This window comes from Kitasatospora sp. NPDC086791 (genome assembly GCF_040685975.1).
Taxonomy (GTDB): domain Bacteria; phylum Actinomycetota; class Actinomycetes; order Streptomycetales; family Streptomycetaceae; genus Kitasatospora.
Genome location: NZ_JBFBOC010000008.1, coordinates 183882 through 201224 on the forward strand (window position 1 = coordinate 183882; position 17343 = coordinate 201224).

The 17343-nt window shown below is 70.7% G+C and carries 13 protein-coding genes; 2 read left to right on the forward strand and 11 right to left on the reverse strand.

The window, feature by feature from the left end; translation table 11 throughout:
* Window positions 1–193: 193 nt before the first annotated feature.
* Window positions 194–1078, reverse strand: coding sequence for a hypothetical protein (locus tag AB0Q99_RS14620; RefSeq protein WP_363571554.1), 885 nt, complete (start codon window positions 1076–1078; stop codon window positions 194–196).
* Window positions 1079–1346: 268 nt separating this feature from the next.
* On the opposite strand from AB0Q99_RS14620, the gene AB0Q99_RS14625 reads away from it, so the two are divergent.
* Window positions 1347–2222, forward strand: coding sequence for an A/G-specific adenine glycosylase (locus AB0Q99_RS14625; protein WP_363571683.1), 876 nt, complete (start codon window positions 1347–1349; stop codon window positions 2220–2222).
* 176 nt (window positions 2223–2398) lie between these two features.
* On the opposite strand, the gene AB0Q99_RS14630 is transcribed toward AB0Q99_RS14625, so the two are convergent.
* Window positions 2399–3994, reverse strand: coding sequence for an MDR family MFS transporter (locus AB0Q99_RS14630; RefSeq protein WP_363571556.1), 1596 nt, complete (start codon window positions 3992–3994; stop codon window positions 2399–2401).
* 223 nt (window positions 3995–4217) lie between these two features.
* Between AB0Q99_RS14630 and AB0Q99_RS14635 the strand changes: the two genes are divergently transcribed.
* On the forward strand, window positions 4218–4946 hold the full coding sequence (locus tag AB0Q99_RS14635; RefSeq protein ID WP_363571558.1) for a helix-turn-helix domain-containing protein: 729 nt from the start codon (window positions 4218–4220) through the stop codon (window positions 4944–4946).
* A 7-nt stretch (window positions 4947–4953) separates the two neighbouring features.
* On the opposite strand, the gene AB0Q99_RS14640 is transcribed toward AB0Q99_RS14635, so the two are convergent.
* The 9 genes from AB0Q99_RS14640 to AB0Q99_RS14680 all read right to left on the reverse strand — a co-directional run bounded on the left by AB0Q99_RS14640 (window position 4954) and on the right by AB0Q99_RS14680 (window position 17334).
* Window positions 4954–5886 carry a M23 family metallopeptidase gene (locus tag AB0Q99_RS14640; protein ID WP_363571560.1) on the reverse strand — a complete coding sequence of 311 codons (933 nt, stop codon included), beginning with the start codon at window positions 5884–5886 and terminating at the stop codon, window positions 4954–4956.
* A 456-nt stretch (window positions 5887–6342) separates the two neighbouring features.
* Window positions 6343–8691, reverse strand: coding sequence for an immune inhibitor A domain-containing protein (locus tag AB0Q99_RS14645; protein ID WP_363571562.1), 2349 nt, complete (start codon window positions 8689–8691; stop codon window positions 6343–6345).
* Window positions 8692–9034: 343 nt separating this feature from the next.
* Window positions 9035–11554, reverse strand: a complete 2520-nt coding sequence (locus AB0Q99_RS14650; RefSeq protein ID WP_363571564.1) for an ATP-dependent Clp protease ATP-binding subunit — start codon at window positions 11552–11554, stop codon at window positions 9035–9037.
* Between the two features lie 652 nt (window positions 11555–12206).
* Window positions 12207–12557: an Lsr2 family protein gene (locus tag AB0Q99_RS14655; RefSeq protein WP_363571566.1), complete on the reverse strand. Its 351-nt coding sequence runs from the start codon at window positions 12555–12557 to the stop codon at window positions 12207–12209.
* 92 nt (window positions 12558–12649) lie between these two features.
* The gene (locus AB0Q99_RS14660; protein WP_363571568.1) at window positions 12650–13186 is read right to left on the reverse strand and encodes an amino-acid N-acetyltransferase; all 537 of its coding nucleotides are present in this window, start codon (window positions 13184–13186) and stop codon (window positions 12650–12652) included.
* A 9-nt stretch (window positions 13187–13195) separates the two neighbouring features.
* On the reverse strand, window positions 13196–13711 hold the full coding sequence (locus tag AB0Q99_RS14665; protein WP_363571570.1) for a BlaI/MecI/CopY family transcriptional regulator: 516 nt from the start codon (window positions 13709–13711) through the stop codon (window positions 13196–13198).
* Between the two features lie 303 nt (window positions 13712–14014).
* On the reverse strand, window positions 14015–15571 hold the full coding sequence (gene lysX / locus AB0Q99_RS14670; protein WP_363571572.1) for a bifunctional lysylphosphatidylglycerol synthetase/lysine--tRNA ligase LysX: 1557 nt from the start codon (window positions 15569–15571) through the stop codon (window positions 14015–14017).
* Window positions 15572–15677: 106 nt separating this feature from the next.
* Window positions 15678–16427: a hypothetical protein gene (locus tag AB0Q99_RS14675; RefSeq protein ID WP_363571574.1), complete on the reverse strand. Its 750-nt coding sequence runs from the start codon at window positions 16425–16427 to the stop codon at window positions 15678–15680.
* A gap of 121 nt (window positions 16428–16548) precedes the next feature.
* Window positions 16549–17334: a type III pantothenate kinase gene (locus AB0Q99_RS14680; RefSeq protein WP_363571576.1), complete on the reverse strand. Its 786-nt coding sequence runs from the start codon at window positions 17332–17334 to the stop codon at window positions 16549–16551.
* Window positions 17335–17343 lie beyond the last annotated feature (9 nt).

The window sequence follows — 17343 nt, forward strand, 5'->3', positions numbered from 1 at the left end:
ACGCGCGAACGTCGGACGGCCCCCGGGGAAACGCTTCCCCAGGGGCCGTTCCGCGTTCCGACCACAGGGCACCAGGCCCGACACCGCGGCCGGTCCGGAGCGTCGCGGCCGGTCCGGAGCCGCGCGGCCCGGAACGCCGGAGCCCCCGGTCGCCGCGCGGCGACCAGGGGCTCCGGGAGGAGTCGACCGACCCTCAGTTGTCCAGCCGGATCGAGGCCCGCGCGGAGACCTTGTCCCCGGAGAGCCCGGTCAGCTCGGCGAGCACCACGTACGTGCCGTTCGCCGGCGGCGGCAGGTCGGTGGTCGCGCACTGCGGCTTGCTGCGGCTGCGGTCCCAGGTGAAGGTCTCGGTCTGGCTGCCGCTCGCGGCCAGCTGCACCCAGATGCTGCCCCTGTCGGCCGGGCAGTCGCCGGAGGACCAGACCCGGTCGCCGTTGCTGGCGCTGACGGTGATCGCGGAGGCGACCCGGCCCAGGTCCACCCGGCAGTTGGCGCCGGAGGAGTTCTTGACCGTCAGGGCGAGCCGCGGCTTGTCCTTGGGCTGGTACGAGTTCTGGGTGCCGGCCAGTTCCAGGGCGACCTGCGAGGAGGCGCAGACCGGAAGCGCCATGATCTCGGGGGTGTTGAACGCCGGAGTGCCACCGCCGGAGCCGCTGGAACCACCCGAGCCGCCGGTGCCACCCGCCGCACCGCCACCGGTGCCGCCGCCCGAGCCGCCGGAGCCGCCCGCGGGGGCCGGGTTGGCCCCGCCGGTGCCGCCGCCGCTGAGGTTGACCTCGGTGCCGCCACCGCCGGCCACCGGGCCGCCGCCGGAGCCGCCCCCCGAACCGCCGCCCGGGCGCGCCGCAGGGCCGCTCGGCGAGGCGCCCGGCGTGATGGCCTGGGCCGGGGTCTGGCTCTGGGTCGGAACGGCCTGGGCGGCCTTGCTCGCTGAGCCGCCGTCACCGCCTCCGCCCTGATCGGTCATCAGCCAGGCGATCAGGGCGACGACCGCCGCGACGGCGGCGAGCACGACGACGCGCCGACGCCAGTAGATCGAGGCCGGCAGCGGTCCCACGGGTTGACGCAGAGAGGGCACGACCAAACTCTACGAGACTGCGTGTGGCGATTGACTCACCAACACCGCACAGTCGTCCCTTCCTTCACATGATCCGCCATTTGATCCGTTCGAGGGAGCCCCGAAGGGCTGATTTTCCGGGACATCCTTCGGGAATCCGGAGTTCGATCTTCCACTTCGGTCGGGTCGGTGGGCATGGGAGGATCGAAGGGCCATGACTGCTGCCCTCACCGACACCGCCGCCACCACCCCCGCGACCGCGACCGCCGCCGCCGACGTCCGGCTGCCGATGCCCCTGCCGCTGTTCCACGCCACCGTCCTGGACTGGTACGAGGCGGCCAAGCGAGACCTGCCCTGGCGGACCCCCGACGCGACGCCCTGGGCGGTCATGGTGAGCGAGTTCATGCTCCAGCAGACCCCCGTCAAGCGCGTGCTGCCCGCCTGGGAGGCCTGGCTGACCCGCTGGCCGACCCCGGCCGACCTCGCCGCCGACGCACCCGGCGAGGCGGTCCGGATGTGGGGCCGACTGGGCTACCCGCGCCGCGCGCTGCGGTTGCACGCGGCCGCGGTGGCGATCACCGAGGAGCACGGCGGCGAGGTTCCGGACGACCACGCCACGCTGCTCTCGCTGCCCGGGGTGGGGGAGTACACCGCCGCCGCGGTCGCCTCCTTCGCCTTCCGCCAGCGGCACGTGGTACTGGACACCAACGTCCGACGGGTCTTCGCCCGCGCGGTGACCGGCGTCGAGTACCCGGCCCAGGCCACCACCGCCGCCGAGCGCCGCACCGCCACCGGGCTGCTGCCCGACGACGCCGAGACGGCCGCCACCTGGGCCGTCGGCGTGATGGAGCTCGGCGCACTGGTCTGCACCGCGCGCGGCCCGGAGTGCGGGAAGTGCCCGCTGTTCGCCGGCTGCGCCTGGCAGCGGGCCGGCCGCCCGCCGTACGAGGGCCCGGCGCGCCGTGGCCAGACCTACGAGGGGACGGACCGCCAGGTGCGCGGCAAGCTGCTCGCGGTGCTGCGCGAAGCGCACGGCGAGGTCGCGCAGGCCCGGCTGGACGCGGTCTGGCCGGACGCCGTGCAGCGCGCCCGGGCGCTCGACGGCCTGGTCGCGGACGGCCTGGTCGAGCCGGTCGAGCAGGGCGTCTACCGCCTGCCCCGGTAGCGACCGCTCGGCGCCCCCGACGGCCCGGCACCCACGGAAGCACGGCGCCCCCGACGGCCCGGCACCCACGGAAGCACGGCGCGCCCGACGGCCCGGCGCCCACGACACCCCGGACACCGCGGCGCCCCCGGAAGGAAGACCTCCCGGGGGCGCCGCGGTCGTGCGGAGCGGGGCCGTCAGACGGCCGCCGCCTCCAGCGAGGCCTCGGCCGGCTGCTCGCCCTTGCCCGTCCCGCGCAGCGGCACCTCGTGCAGGAACACCGCGGCGGCGATCGCGATCACGGCCACCCCGGCGCCCCACAGGAAGACGGTGTGCATGCCGTTGGACACCGCGTGGTGGTAGGCGTCCTGGATGTTCTCGGGCAGCTTGCGCAGGGCGGCCGGGCTCATCTGGCCCGGGTCCTTGACCCCGCCGCCCGCGCCGGCCTGCTCGCCGAGCCGCTCCTTCATGGTGTCGGTCACCCGGTTGTTGAACAGCGCGCCGAACAGCGCGACACCGAAGGAACCGCCGATGGTGCGGAACAGGGTGGCGGTGGAGCTGGCCACGCCCATGTCCTTGAGCTCGACGCTGTTCTGCGCGACCAGCATGGTGATCTGCATCAGGAAGCCCATGCCGGCGCCGAGCACGACCATCCAGCAGGCCGAGGTGAAGCTGCTGGTCCCGGTGCCCATGGTGGAGAGCAGGATCATGCCGCCGGTCATCACGATGGTGCCGATGATCGGGTAGATCCGGTACTTGCCGGTCTTGGTGACGGCCTGGCCGACCACCAGCGAGACCACCAGCATGCCGAACATCATCGGCATCAGCAGCAGGCCGGAGTTGGTCGCCGAGGCGCCCTGGACGATCTGCTGGTACAGCGGCAGGAAGACGGTCGAGCCGAACATCACGAAGCCGACGATGAAGCCGATGACCGAGACCAGGGTGAAGTTCCGGTTCTTGAACAGGGTCAGCGGCAGCATCGGCTCCTCGACCCGCTGCTCCACGTAGCAGAAGGCGATCAGCGAGGCGGCGGCGAGCGCGGCCAGGCCGAGGATCTCCTTGGAGCCCCAGGCGTACTGCTGGCCGCCCCAGGTGGTGATCAGCACCAGCGAGGTGATGCCGGCGGTGAGCAGGACGGCGCCCAGGTAGTCGATCTTGGCGGTGCTGCGGACCTTCGGCAGCTTCAGCGTGACGATGACCACGGCCAGCGCGACCACGCCGAGCGGCAGGTTGATGTAGAAGGTCCAGTGCCAGCTCAGGTGGTCGGTGATGAAGCCGCCGACCAGCGGGCCGCCGATGGTGGCGAGGGCCATCACCGCGGCGAACATGCCCTGGTACTTGCCGCGGTCCCGCGGCGGGACCAGCGCGCCCATGATCGACATGACACCGACCATCAGACCGCCGGCGCCCAGGCCCTGCAGGGCGCGGAAGCCGATCAGCTCGTTCATGCTCTGCGACAGGCCGGACAGCGCCGAGCCCACCAGGAAGATCACGATCGAGGTGAGGAAGGTGCCCTTGCGGCCGTACATGTCGCCGAGCTTGCCCCAGATCGGGGTCGAGGCGGCGGTCGCCAGGGTGTAGGCGGTGACCACCCAGGACAGGTGCTCGGCGCCGCCGAGGTCACCGACGATGGTCGGCATCGCGGTGCCGACGATCAGGTTGTCGAGCATCGCCAGCAGCATGGTGATGACCAGGCCGAACATCACGAGGCGGATCTCGCGGGGTGACCGCGGCTGCTCCTCCTCGGCCGTCTTGTCCTCCGGTACCGGGCCGGCGGTCTTGGACTGTGACATGAGGTGGGGTCTCCCGGAGGGGTGGTTCGGACGGAGCGTCGGGCCGTGCGGCGGCTCACTTACTTGTCGCCCGGCTAGTTTATCGATCGTCGGCACGGTAAGTTGTCCACTAGCCGGTCGTCAAGCCAGTTTTCACACCGGCCGCCCGGGCAGGGAGAATGGTGCCCGGGGCGGACGCCACCGGGAGTCCGCAGCAGTCACCGACGCAGTCATGAGGCAGGCCATGGGCACTCCGCACAGCCCCCGCAGCGACACCCGGGCTCGCATCATCGAGGTGTCGCTGGAGCTCTTCTCCGAGCAGGGCTACGAGCAGACCTCACTGCGCGAGATCGCCGACCGCCTGGGCGTGACCAAGGCCGCGCTCTACTACCACTTCAAGACCAAGGACGACATCGTCCTGGGCATCGTCGAGCGGATGGCCGCGCCGATCGACGAGACCATCGAGTGGGGCCGCAAGCAGACCTGGAGCCCGGAGATGCGCGACGGGCTGATCCGCCGCTTCGCGGACGGCATGGCCGAGCGGGCCCCGCTGCTGCGCTTCTTCCACGAGAACCAGCCCGCGCTGCGCGAGTCCCCGGCCGGCCTGGCCTTCCGGGACCGCATGATCACCATGATGCAGCTGGTGCACGGGCCGGACGCGGGCTTCCCGGACCGGCTGCGGGCCGCGATGGCGCTGTTCACCGTCCACTCGGCGCTGTTCCTGCTCAAGCAGGACAGCGCGGACTGCCGCCACGTCGAGAACGTCTGGGGCGAGCCGCTGGAGACGGCGACCACGCTGCACGAGGCGATCGGGGCGGCCCGGGACATCGCGCTGGAGATCGGCGGCCGGATCAGCCACCCGGCGCCGCCCGCGCCGCCGGCCCCGCCCGCGCCGGCCCCTCCCGCGCCTCCCGCACCGCCCGCCGGGGCGCCCGCCCCAGCACCGCCCGCCCCGGCCCCCGCCCGGTCGTGAGGGACGCTCAGAAGTCCTTGACGCCGTGCCCCGCGAGGTACGCGATCGGGTTGACCACCGCGCCGTAGCGGTTGCTGGTGCGGATCTCGAAGTGCAGGTGCGGCCCGGTCGAGTTGCCGGTGCTCCCGGACAGCCCGATCCGCTGACCGGCCGACACCTGCTGGCCCGCCGAGACCGCGAGCGAGGACATGTGCGCGTACTGGGCGAAGTGCCCGTCCGCGAGCCGCAGGACGACCTCCTTGCCGTACGCGCCGTCCCAGCCGGCCGACACCACGGTCGCGTTGCCGACCGCCAGCAGCGGCGTGCCCGGGGAGACCGCGAAGTCCACCCCGGTGTGGTACCCGGCCGCGTAGTCGCGGTTGGCCACCCCGTACGGATTGCTGGTCGGCGCGTTCGGCACCGGCGCCGACCACTCGGGCGCGGGTGCCGGTGCGGGGGCGGGCGCGGGTTCCGGCGCCGGCCCGGCCGCAGCCGCGGGCTCGGGCTCCGCGGCCGGGGCGGGCGGCTCGACCGGCAGCAGGTTGGCCGCCACCGCCACGGACTGCTGGGCCGTGCCGGCGTCCTCCGGCAGCTTGTACGGGCTCGGCCCGGACACCTGGACCAGCCCCGCGCTGGGCACCTCCGCCCGCGGCGCGGTGAAGGCCGAACTGCCCGGCGTGGTGGGCAGCACGGTCTGCGCCGAGGCGCTGCCGGGGACGGTCACCAGCAGCACCCCGGCGAGCAGCGCCACGGCCGCCCCGGCCGAGGCCAGCGCGTGGTCGTGCTCGGCCCGCTGACGGCTGCCCGGCAGGGTGGTGTGCCGGGGCGTGCCGAGCGTGCGCAGCGGCGCGGCATGGGTGCGGACGGCGTGGCCGAGCCGGGGCTGCCAGGCCGCGGCCTGGGCCGCCGTACGGGCGGCGAGCCGGCGCAGGGCCGGCCCCACGGACGGGACGTCGGACATCGGTGGCCGTACCTCACGGGTCGTAAGAGGGCAGCACGGAGGACCCGTTCGGGTACGTGCTGAGCGGGGGACCACTCAGGTGTAACCGTCGCGGGGCGGACGCCCAAACGGTGTGACGTACTACCCGGTGTCGTCGAGGCGGCGCCCGGCGTCCGGTCCGGCGGGGCGACGATCACGGGATCGGTCGTCCACGCCCGCTCCGGCGCGGCCCGCCGGTCGGCCCGGCCCACTACTACCGCCGGTCGTACCGGGCCGCGGGCCTGTGACCAGGACCACGCGCGGGCGGGGTTTGACGGGCCCGAACCGCCCCCGCCCGAACGGCTGGACGGCCGCCGGGCCCGAAGCGCTGCCGGACCCGGGACGAAAGCGTCCGGCCCGCCCCCGCGCGGTGCGGGGACGGGCCGGACGTGGAGTTGTCAGAGCTGCCTGGTCACAGGCCGATCGCTACGGGCTCGATCAGTTGTCGACCGGACGGACCCGGATCCAGGTCTCCAGGTAGTTCGAGGACTCGTTCTCGACCTCGATGCTGGTGCCGGTCTTCGGCACGTCGACACCGGCGTACGGGTTGTCCTTGGACCACCACGACTTCAGGTCGTTGAACTCGTCGACACCCTTCGACTTCGGGACGACGGTCTCGACACCGGCCTTGTGCAGGGTCAGCGCGGGGACGCGGCGCGAGCCGAAGGTGGAGTCGAAGCCCTGCATGCGCGGACGCATCAGGGTGCCGTCGCTCCACTTGATCGGGGTCGGGTGCGAGTCGACCGGCAGGATCAGGCCGTGGCCCGGGTGGGCGCTGACGTTGTTGTCGGTCTGCGACTCGTCCCAGTACCAGATCAGCAGGCCGGGCTGGTACGAGTAGTGCTCGACCCAGTTCGGCTTGTCGGCGAAGCCGAAGTTGTACGGGCCGGTCTTCAGGGTCTGGTCGAAGGAGACGTACTGCCGGTTCTCCGCGATGTAGTACTGCGCGTAGTCCTTGGTGTACGAGCCGGCGAAGCGGGAGAACCCGTCGGCCGCCCAGCCGTTGTCACCCTTCTCGACGTCGTCGCTGAACACGGTGGCGCCGTCGGCGACGACCGCGATGTTGTCCAGCGTCAGGCCGCGGTAGTGCAGGCCGCCGTCGGTGGTGTTGTGGTAGCGGAACTTGATCTGCTTGCCCGCGTAGGCGTCCAGGTTGAAGGACAGGTCGCCCCAGGTGGCGGCCAGGCCGCTCACGGCCGGACGGTTGTTCTCGCGGGGGAGCGGGGTGCCGTTCCAGGTGCCGTCCACGACGGTCCAGGTCTTGCCACCGTCGGTGGAGACCTCGCCGAAGGCGTAGTCGAAGTCCGGCTCCAGCTCGTACCAGGCCTTGGCGTTGATGCCGGCCTTGGCCTTGCCGGTCAGGTCGATGTCACGGGTGAGCGTGACGTTCAGGTTGTCGGCGCTGCCGCTCCACCACTCACCGGTGCCGCCGAACGGCTTGTTGATCTCGGTGGTGATGCTCTTCTTCGGCAGGTCGACGATCAGACCCTGCGGGAGGTCGGAGTTGTACTCCACCGGGCCGATGTGGTGCGTCGACTCGGTGCCCGCCTTGGCGTGATCGGCCTTCAGCCAGCCGAGCTTGTACTTGCTCCAGGCGTCGAGGTCGTTCGGCATGTCGCCGATGCTGTTCTTGCCCTCGCCCAGCCAGGAACCGGAGGACATCAGCGACCAGAAGCCGACCGAGTTGTCGATGCCCTTGCCGGCGGTGTCGTAGAGGTCCGGCAGACCGAGGTCGTGGCCGTACTCGTGGGCGAAGACGCCGAGGCCGCCGTTCTCCGGCTGCATCGTGTAGTCGCCGATCCAGAGGCCGGAGTTGCCGACCTGCACGCCGCCGAGCTTGTTGCCGTCGGGGCCGGCGGTGCCGGTCAGGTTGCCGTAGACGTACGAGCGGTGCGCCCACAGGGCCTTGCTGCCCTGCTTGCCGCCACCGGCCGACTTGTCCTCACCGGCGTGCACGATCTGGAAGTGGTCGATGTACCCGTCGGGCTGGTTGAAGTTCCCGTCGTGGTGCGAACCGTAACGGTCCCACTGGTCGTACTGGGCCAGGGTCGCCTTGATCTGGGCCTCGGTCTGACCCTTGGCCTGCTGGTCCTTGTACCAGATGTCCACGGCGTCGCGGATCAGGTCCTGGGCGCTGGCGCAGACGTTGGAGCCGCAGTAGTCGGAGCCGTAACGGGCCTCGTTCCACGGCACCCGGACCCAGTCCGAGACCACGCCGTCGACCGAGTAGCGGCCCGAGGACTGCTTCTCGTAGTAGGTCTTCAGCGAGGGCTTGTCCTTGGAGAAGTACAGGTCCTGGTAGTGCTGCTGGTTGTAGTCGGCCTGCCACGCGGTCGAGTTGTTGGTGGCCGGGTCCGGCTTCGCGATCTCGTTGTGCTTCGGACCGGCCTCGCCGCCGTACTTGACCTTGCCGTCCGGCGTCTTGGTGGTGTTGTCCACCTGGTCGCCGAAGTCGACCAGGATGGTGAAGATCTTGTCCGTGCGCTCGCGGGCGAGCTCCACGTACTTGTCCTTGCCGAGCTTCACGCTGGTGCTGCCGTTGTGCTGCTCGACCTGGGCGGTGCCGTTGAGCAGCTTCTCGGTGGCGGCCTTCTGCTCGGCCTCCACCTTCGCGGTCAGCGGGCCCGGGATGTTGTGCTCGGTGTTCTGCTGGACCGCGTCAGCCGGGTCCTTCGGCACGGGGGCCGAGCCGGCCGCGACGGCGGTGGACGGGAACAGGCCCGCGCCGAGCGTGACTATGACCGCTGCGGCGGTGGTAGCCGCAGCGGCCCTCCTGGTGTTCTTCAACGTTGTGACGTCCTCCCCGACCGGGGCCAGCTCTTGGCTAAAGCCCGGCAAACCAAAATGAAAGACAGGTGGACGTCATTTGATACAAGCGTGCATAAAAAAGATAGACCTTGACCATGACATGGCCACGGCGCTATGCTCCGCGACTCCCCATCAGCTGACCGTCTGTCAACCGTATGGTGATTAAACCTGACTGAGAAATAGGCCGCACCCGTACCAACCAGGGCGGAAGCCATCCGCTCCGTCAGGCTGCGGCACCCGGTCCGGCGGGGTGGAACGCACCGAGCCCCCGGCGTGAACGCCGGGGGCTCGGTTGCTGTGAAGTTGTCTGTTAAAAGTTGGGTTACTTCGTCAGGTCCGGACCGGACGAGGCGACCGCGGCCGGGGTGTCCGCGACGGCCGACTTCTCCTCGCCGCGGAAGGTGAACTTGGCGTCCTTGCCCTCACCGTCGACGTCGACGACGACGATGTGGCCGGCCCGCAGCTCGCCGAAGAGGATCTTCTCGGAGAGGTGGTCCTCGATCTCGCGCTGGATGGTGCGGCGCAGCGGACGGGCACCCAGGATCGGGTCGTAGCCGCGCTTGGCCAGCAGCTTCTTGGCCTCGACGCTGAGCTCCAGGCCCATGTCCTTGTCCTTGAGCCGCTCGTCCACCTTGTCGATCATGAGGTCGACGATCTGGATGATGTCGTCCTCGGACAGCTGGTGGAACACCACGATGTCGTCGACGCGGTTCAGGAACTCGGGGCGGAAGTGCTGCTTGAGCTCCTCGCCGACCTTCGCCTTCATCCGCTCGTACCCGGTCTGGGTGTCACCCGTGGCCGCGAAGCCCAGGTTGAAGCCCTTGGAGATGTCCCGGGTGCCGAGGTTGGTCGTCATGATGATGACGGTGTTCTTGAAGTCGACCACGCGGCCCTGGGAGTCGGTCAGGCGACCGTCCTCCAGGATCTGCAGCAGCGAGTTGAAGATGTCCGGGTGGGCCTTCTCGACCTCGTCGAAGAGGACGACCGAGAACGGCTTGCGGCGGACCTTCTCGGTCAGCTGGCCGCCCTCCTCGTAGCCCACGTAGCCGGGCGGGGAGCCGAACAGCCGGGAGACGGTGTGCTTCTCGGAGAACTCGGACATGTCGAGCGCGATCAGCGCGTCCTCGTCGCCGAAGAGGAACTCCGCCAGCGTCTTGGACAGTTCGGTCTTACCGACGCCGGACGGGCCGGCGAAGATGAACGAACCGCCGGGGCGCTTCGGGTCCTTGAGGCCCGCACGGGTGCGCCGGATGGCCTGGGAGAGCGCCTTGATGGCGTCCTTCTGGCCGATGACGCGCTTGTGCAGCTCGTCCTCCATGCGCAGCAGGCGCGAGGTCTCCTCCTCGGTCAGCTTGAAGACCGGGATGCCGGTGGCGGTGGCCAGGACCTCGGCGATGAGCTCCTCGTTCACCTCCGCGACGACGTCCATGTCGCCGGCCTTCCACTCCTTCTCGCGCTTGGCCTTGGCCTGCAGGAGCTGCTTCTCGTCGTCGCGCAGGGACGCGGCCTTCTCGAAGTCCTGCGCGTCGATCGCGCTCTCCTTCTCGCGGCGCACGTCGGCGATCTTCTCGTCGAACTCGCGCAGGTCCGGCGGCGCGGTCATCCGGCGGATGCGCATCCGGGAGCCGGCCTCGTCGATCAGGTCGATGGCCTTGTCCGGCAGGAAGCGGTCCGAGATGTACCGGTCGGCCAGGGTGGCGGCGGCGACCAGGGCGGCGTCCGTGATGGAGACCCGGTGGTGGGCCTCGTAGCGGTCGCGCAGACCCTTGAGGATCTCGATGGTGTGCGGCAGCGAGGGCTCCGCGACCTGGATCGGCTGGAAGCGGCGCTCCAGCGCGGCGTCCTTCTCCAGGTGCTTGCGGTACTCGTCCAGCGTGGTGGCACCGATGGTCTGCAGCTCGCCGCGGGCCAGCATCGGCTTGAGGATGCTGGCGGCGTCGATGGCGCCCTCGGCGGCGCCCGCGCCGACCAGGGTGTGCAGCTCGTCGATGAACAGGATGATGTCGCCGCGGGTGCGGATCTCCTTGAGCACCTTCTTCAGGCGCTCCTCGAAGTCACCGCGGTAGCGCGAGCCGGCCACCAGGGCGCCCAGGTCCAGCGTGTAGAGCTGCTTGTCCTTGAGCGTCTCCGGGACCTCGCCCTTGACGATCGCCTGCGCCAGGCCCTCGACCACGGCGGTCTTGCCGACGCCGGGCTCACCGATCAGCACCGGGTTGTTCTTGGTGCGGCGGGACAGCACCTGCATGACCCGCTCGATCTCCTTCTCGCGCCCGATGACCGGGTCGAGCTTGGCCTCGCGGGCGGCCTGGGTGAGGTTGCGGCCGAACTGGTCCAGGACCAGCGAGGTCGACGGGGTGCCCTCGGCGGGCCCGCCGGCCGTGGCCGACTCCTTGCCGCTGCCGGCCTGGTAGCCGGAGAGCAGCTGGATGACCTGCTGGCGCACCCGGTTGAGGTCGGCGCCCAGCTTCACCAGGACCTGGGCGGCGACGCCCTCGCCCTCGCGGATCAGGCCGAGCAGGATGTGCTCGGTGCCGATGTAGTTGTGGCCGAGCTGAAGGGCCTCCCGGAGCGACAGCTCCAGGACCTTCTTCGCCCGGGGGGTGAAGGGAATGTGACCGGACGGGGCCTGCTGGCCCTGGCCGATGATCTCCTCGACCTGCTGGCGAACGGCCTCAAGAGAAATCCCGAGGCTCTCCAGGGCCTTGGCGGCGACGCCCTCGCCCTCGTGGATCAGACCCAGGAGGATGTGCTCGGTGCCGATGTAGTTGTGGTTGAGCATCCGGGCTTCTTCCTGAGCCAGGACGACAACCCGCCGCGCGCGGTCGGTGAACCTCTCGAACATCGTTTATCGCTCCTCAGAGCGGTCGGGCAGTTCGGGGTCCGTCCCCGCCCTGTCCTTCCGCATGCTAGTCCCGCTCAGCGGCGCGGCCCACGGATTCACTCCCCGGTAGAGGAGCGAGATGCTGCGCGACCAGCCGACACCAATCCCAACCTGGTGCTGGGAATCGGTGTTCCCACTGGTGGGCCGGATGCACCGGAATCCGCTACGCCATCGGCGAACAAGCGCCGCCGGGGCGCGGTCGGACCCGCTCCGGCCGGTCGTGCATACTGCCCCTGGGCGGGTCGTAGAACCCGTCCACCTGCATTCATACCCGGTATCGGGGCGGTTCTCGCGCAGTTTCCGCGGTGGCGGTGTTCGCCTGGCGAGAAGTCGGGCCGTGGTGACGGTGGTTCAACGGCGGCCCGGGTGGTCGGTACGCCATCCCGGTGGTGTCCGCGTTACCGCTTCGCCCCTACAGCGTTGCACAGCTCGTGATTGTTCCGCCGCCCGAGCCCGTGCCCAGGACACCCCCCGGTGCCGGTGGCGCCGGTGCCGTCCGGGCATGCGCCGCGGGGCGCGGAGGAGGCTCCTCCGCGCCCCGCGCGTGTGTCGTCGGTGCCGTGCGCGGCAGCCGGGGCCCCGCACCCGCTCCGGCGTGCCGGCGGCGCCGGGATCAGGACGCGTTGGCCTTGTCGTAGGCCTCGCGGACGGTGCTCGGCACGCGGCCGCGGTCGTTGACCTCCATGCCCTGCTCCTTGGCCCACGCGCGGACCTTCGCGGTGTCCGGAGCGCTGCCCGAGGGGCGCTGGGCCGCGGTGCGGCCCGGACGACGGGCTCCGGCGAGCCGGCCGCTCTGCTTGCGGCCCTTCTCCACGTACGGCGCCAGCAGGCCGCGGAGCTTGTCCGCGTTGGCGCTCTTCAGGTCGATCTCGTAGGCAACGCCGTCGAGCGCGAACGTCACCGTCTCGTCCGCCGAACCACCGTCGAGATCGTCTTCAAGAATGACCTGCACCCTCTGTGCCACGGGCTTCCCTTTCCGCTAAACGACCCATTGCCTAAGGAAAGGAAAGCGCCTTTCTCCGGAAAACACAAACCCTTGACCCCGGGCGGAGCCGGTCAGAGGTGCAGCAGCATGCGCGAGTTGCCCAGTGTGTTGGGCTTCACCCGCTCCAGGTCAAGGAACTCGGCGACGCCTTCATCGTACGAGCGGAGAAGTTCTTCATAGACATCCGTAGCGATCGCCGCCGGGTCTGTCGTACCATCATCGGTTTCCTGGAGCTCCCCGATCTCGACGAAACCGTGTTTCGCGAAGAAGGCGACCTCGAACGTCAAGCAGAAAATCCGACGGACGCCGAGCCAGCGGGCGGTCTGCACCAGCTTCTCCAGCAGCAGGTGCCCGATCCCGAAGCCCTGGCAGACCGGGTCGACCGCGAGCGTCCGGACCTCGGCGAGGTCCTCCCACATCACGTGCAGGGCGCCGCAGGCCACCACCGTGCCGGTGTCGTCCCGTTCCGCGACCCAGAACTCCTGGACGGATTCGAACAGTGTGACCGTGGGCTTGTCCAGCAGAATCCCGTCGCGCGAGTAGGCGTCGATGAGCCTGCGTACTGCCCGCACGTCCGTGGTCCGTGCGCGGCGGATGGTGACGTCCATGGCGGGACGTTATCGTGTCGCCCCCGGTGCGGTCCCACCGGTATCCGCTCCGCCGGTATCGGGGCCGTCGCTATCCTGGCCGACGGTATCGGGTCCGCGGGTATCCGGGCCACCGGTATCCGGGCCGTCCGCCGCCGCGGAATCCGCCCCGGCCGGATCGGGCGGGAACAGAGCGGCGACCCGCAACGCGTCCCGGAGCGCCTCGCGCTGCTCGGGCGACATCAGCCCGAAGAAGTGCACCAGGGCCGCCGCCGGATTGTCACTGGTGGCCCAGGCGTCGTTCATCAGAGCCGCCGTGTACGCCTCACGCGAGGAGACCGGTTCATATCGATAGGCCCGGCCGACCCGCTCGCGGCGCAGCCAGCCCTTTCTGTGGAGCTTGTCCAGGACGGTCATCACCGTGGTGTACGCGATTTCGCGTTCCGACCGCAGATCCAGGAGAACCTCGCGAACCGTCACCGGTCGGTTCCACTGCCACACCCGGGTCATGATGGCGTTCTCAAGTTCGCCGAGTTGCCGGACCATAGTGCGGCCAGGATAGGGAGTGAACGGGGCAAATCTTGTGAAGTGCGCCAAACCGGCGCGCCGCCACCCCCGGGAATCGGGAATGGCGGCGCGCCGGTCGTTCGGGGCGGCTGACGGCGTCAGTCGCGGGCCCGCTCACGGGTCGCCCGGGGCCCGGGGTCGTCCGGAGCCCCGGGGGATCAGTCGATGTCTTCCTTGGCCCTCTGCTGCCCGCCCTGGCTGCGGATGATGGCCCGCACCAGGAACCCGAAGCCGATCGCCATGACCAGCGGCGGCACGATCGCGCTGACGTAGTCCATCAGGTCACTCCTCCTCGGTCTTCTCCGCCACGGCGGCGGCGGCCTTCGGCTCCGGCTTCACCAGCGGGAAGAGCACGGTCTCCCGGATGTTCTTGCCGGTCAGCAGCATGATCAGGCGGTCCACGCCGAGGCCGAGGCCACCGGTCGGGGGCATCGCGTACTCCAGGGCGCGCAGGAAGTCCTCGTCCACCTGCATCGCCTCGACGTCGCCGCCGGCCGCCAGCAGGGACTGGGCGGTGAGGCGGGCGCGCTGCTCGACCGGGTCGACCAGCTCGGAGTAGGCGGTGCCGATCTCGGTGCCGAAGATCACCAGGTCCCACTTCTCGGCCACGCCCGGGACGGAGCGGTGCTGGCGGGTCAGCGGGGAGACCTCGGTCGGGTAGTCCTTGATGAAGGTCGGCCGGACGGCGTTCTCCTCCAGCAGGCGCTCGACCATCTCCAGCACGATCTGGCCGTGGCCCCACTCCTTCTCGAACGGGATGCCGTGCTCGGTGGCCAGCTTGCGCAGCTCCTCGACGCCGGTCTCCGGGGTGACCTCGGTGCCCAGGCGGGCGGAGATGCCCGGGTAGACGCTGACCTCCTCCCAGGGCTCGGCCAGGTCGATCTCGTGCTCGACGCCGTGCGCGTCCACGCCCTTGATCACCGTGGTGCCCAGCGCGTCCCGGGCCGCGTTGACGATCGTCTCGCGGATCAGCTCGGCCTGGGTGTCGTAGTCGCCGTAGGCCTCGTACGACTCCAGCGAGGTGAACTCCGGGTTGTGGGTGGAGTCCGCGCCCTCGTTGCGGAAGTTGCGGTTGATCTCGAAGACCTTCTCGGCGCCGCCGACCACCAGCCGCTTGAGGTACAGCTCGGGGGCGATGCGCATGAAGAGGTCGATGTCGTACGCGTTGATGTGCGTCTTGAACGGACGCGCGTTGGCGCCGCCGTGCACCGGCTGCAGCATCGGGGTCTCGACCTCGATGTAGCCGCGGTCCTCGTAGGTGCGGCGGATCGAGCGGACCACGCGGCTGCGCAGGTGCAGGATCTCGCGGGCCTCGGGGTTGACGATCAGGTCCACGTAGCGCTGGCGGACCCGGGCCTCCGGGTCGGTCAGGCCCTTGTGCTTGTCCGGCAGCGGGCGCAGGCACTTGGCGGTGAGCTCCCAGCGGTCCACCATCACGGACAGCTCGCCGCGCTTGGAGGTGATCACCTCGCCCTCGACGCCGACCTGGTCGCCGAGGTCGATGTCGGACTTCCAGGCCGCCAGCCGCTCCGCGCCCAGCTTGTCCAGGGAGAACATCACCTGCAGGTCGCCAGTGCCGTCCCGCAGGGTGGCGAAGCAGAGCTTGCCGCCGGTGCGGGAGAGGATCACCCGGCCGGTGACGCCGACCCGCTCACCGGTCGCGGTGTCCGGTTCCAGGTCCGGGTGCTTGGTGCGCAGGTCCGCGATGGTGCTGGTGCGGGGGAATCCGACCGGGTACGGGTCGACCCCGGCCGCCCGGAGCCGGTCCAGCTTCTCGCGCCGGACGCGCATCTGCTCGGGAAGGTCGTCGGTCGCGGGGACAAGGCTCTGATCGCTCACCCCACAAGGGTAGCCAGCCGCACACGGTGCTCCGCGCCGGGCTTGGCAGGAACGACGAAGGGGGAGACCGCGGCGGCGGTCTCCCCCTTCCGGGCGGGCGGGCGGCTCAGCCGGTGCCGGTGGCGAGCTCGATCTCCTCGGGGGCCTCGTCGGCGGGCGGGGCGGGCCGCGCCGGGGGCTTGGGGCGGCGCCCGAAGAGCTCGGCAGGGGTGGGCATCCGGTGCGGGCGGGGCGGGGTCTTCGCGGCGGCGGGCTCGGCGGGCTGCTCCGGGCGGGAGTCGGTGCTGCTCATGGTGGTCCGTCCTCCTACAGGGGTGGGGTGACTGCTCGGGGGTGCGGCGGGGCTCGGCACGGCCACCAGGTGGCGCGGCTGGCCGGTGGCGAGGGCGAGGCGTTCGCGGACGGCGGCCTCGGCCAGCGCGTGGCAGCGCCCGGCCAGCCGCGAGCGGCGCGACCGCTCGCCGTGGCCGCAGGGCTGACGGATCAGCCCGCGCAGTGCGGTGAGGTCCTCGGGCCCGGGCAGGTACCCGTCCGACACCGCCTCCTCCAGTCGTTCCAGGTAGCCGGGCGCACTGCCGGGCAGGGCGGAGCGGTAGCGGCCGAGGTCGGCGAGCAGGAAGGCGCGCAGTCGGCCGCCCTCCTGGACGGCCTCGTCGATCGCCTCGGTCAGACGCAGCGCGTCCTGGACGTCCTCCGCCCACAGCTCGGCGCCCGGCCCGGCGAGCGCCGGCCGGTCGGGCCGCTGGAGGTGGACGGGGACGGCGGGGTGCAGGGCTTGGGCGAGGGCTCGGCGCAGCACGCGGACTTCGTCGGCGCTGAAGGCCATGCCGCCGCGCGATCCGTGTGGCGTAGGCATGGGTTGACACTACGTGAGGAATATCCGATTTGTCGGTAACGTCGCGCGGAATTCCGCACGGTCGGCCCGCCCTCCCGCTCCCCGCCCGGCGTGCCGCCGGAGCCCGCCCGCCGGGCGCCGGTCAGCTCGGGCGGTTGCGTTCGTAGACCAGGCGCAGGCCGATCAGGGTGAGCCAGGGTTCGTGGACGTCGATCGTGGTGGCCTCGCCGAGGACCAGCGGCGCCAGGCCGCCGGTGGCGATCACCTGGACGTCGTCCGGGTCCTTGGCGAGTTCGCGGGCCATCCGCTCGACCAGGCCGTCGACCTGGCCGGCGAAGCCGTAGAGGATGCCGGACTGCATGCCCTCGACGGTGTTCTTGCCGATCACGTTGCGCGGGCGGGCCAACTCGATCTTGCGCAGCTGGGCGCCGCGGACGCCGAGGGCCTCGACGGAGATCTCGATGCCGGGGGCGATCGCGCCGCCGACGTAGTCGCCGCGGGCGTTGACGGCGTCGAAGGTGGTCGCGGTGCCGAAGTCGACCACGATGCACGGGCCGCCGTACAAGTGGTTGGCGGCCAGCGCGTTGACGATCCGGTCGGCGCCGACCTCCTTGGGATTGTCCATCAGGACGTGCACCCCGGTCTTCACGCCGGGCTCCACGATCACCGCGGGGACGTCGCCGTAGTAGCGGCGGGTCACCTCGCGGAGCTCGTGGAGCACGGCGGGAACGGACGAGCAGATCGCCAGGCCCTCCACCGAGGCCTCCCGGACCGCGGTGTGGTTGCCCATCAACCCCTGGAGCAGCACCGCCAGTTCATCGGCCGTGCGGCGCGGATCGGTGGAGATCCGCCAGTGTTCCACCACTTCCTCGCCGTCGAACAGGCCGAGTGTGGTCTGGGTGTTGCCGACGTCGATGGTGAGGAGCATGGGGGGCTT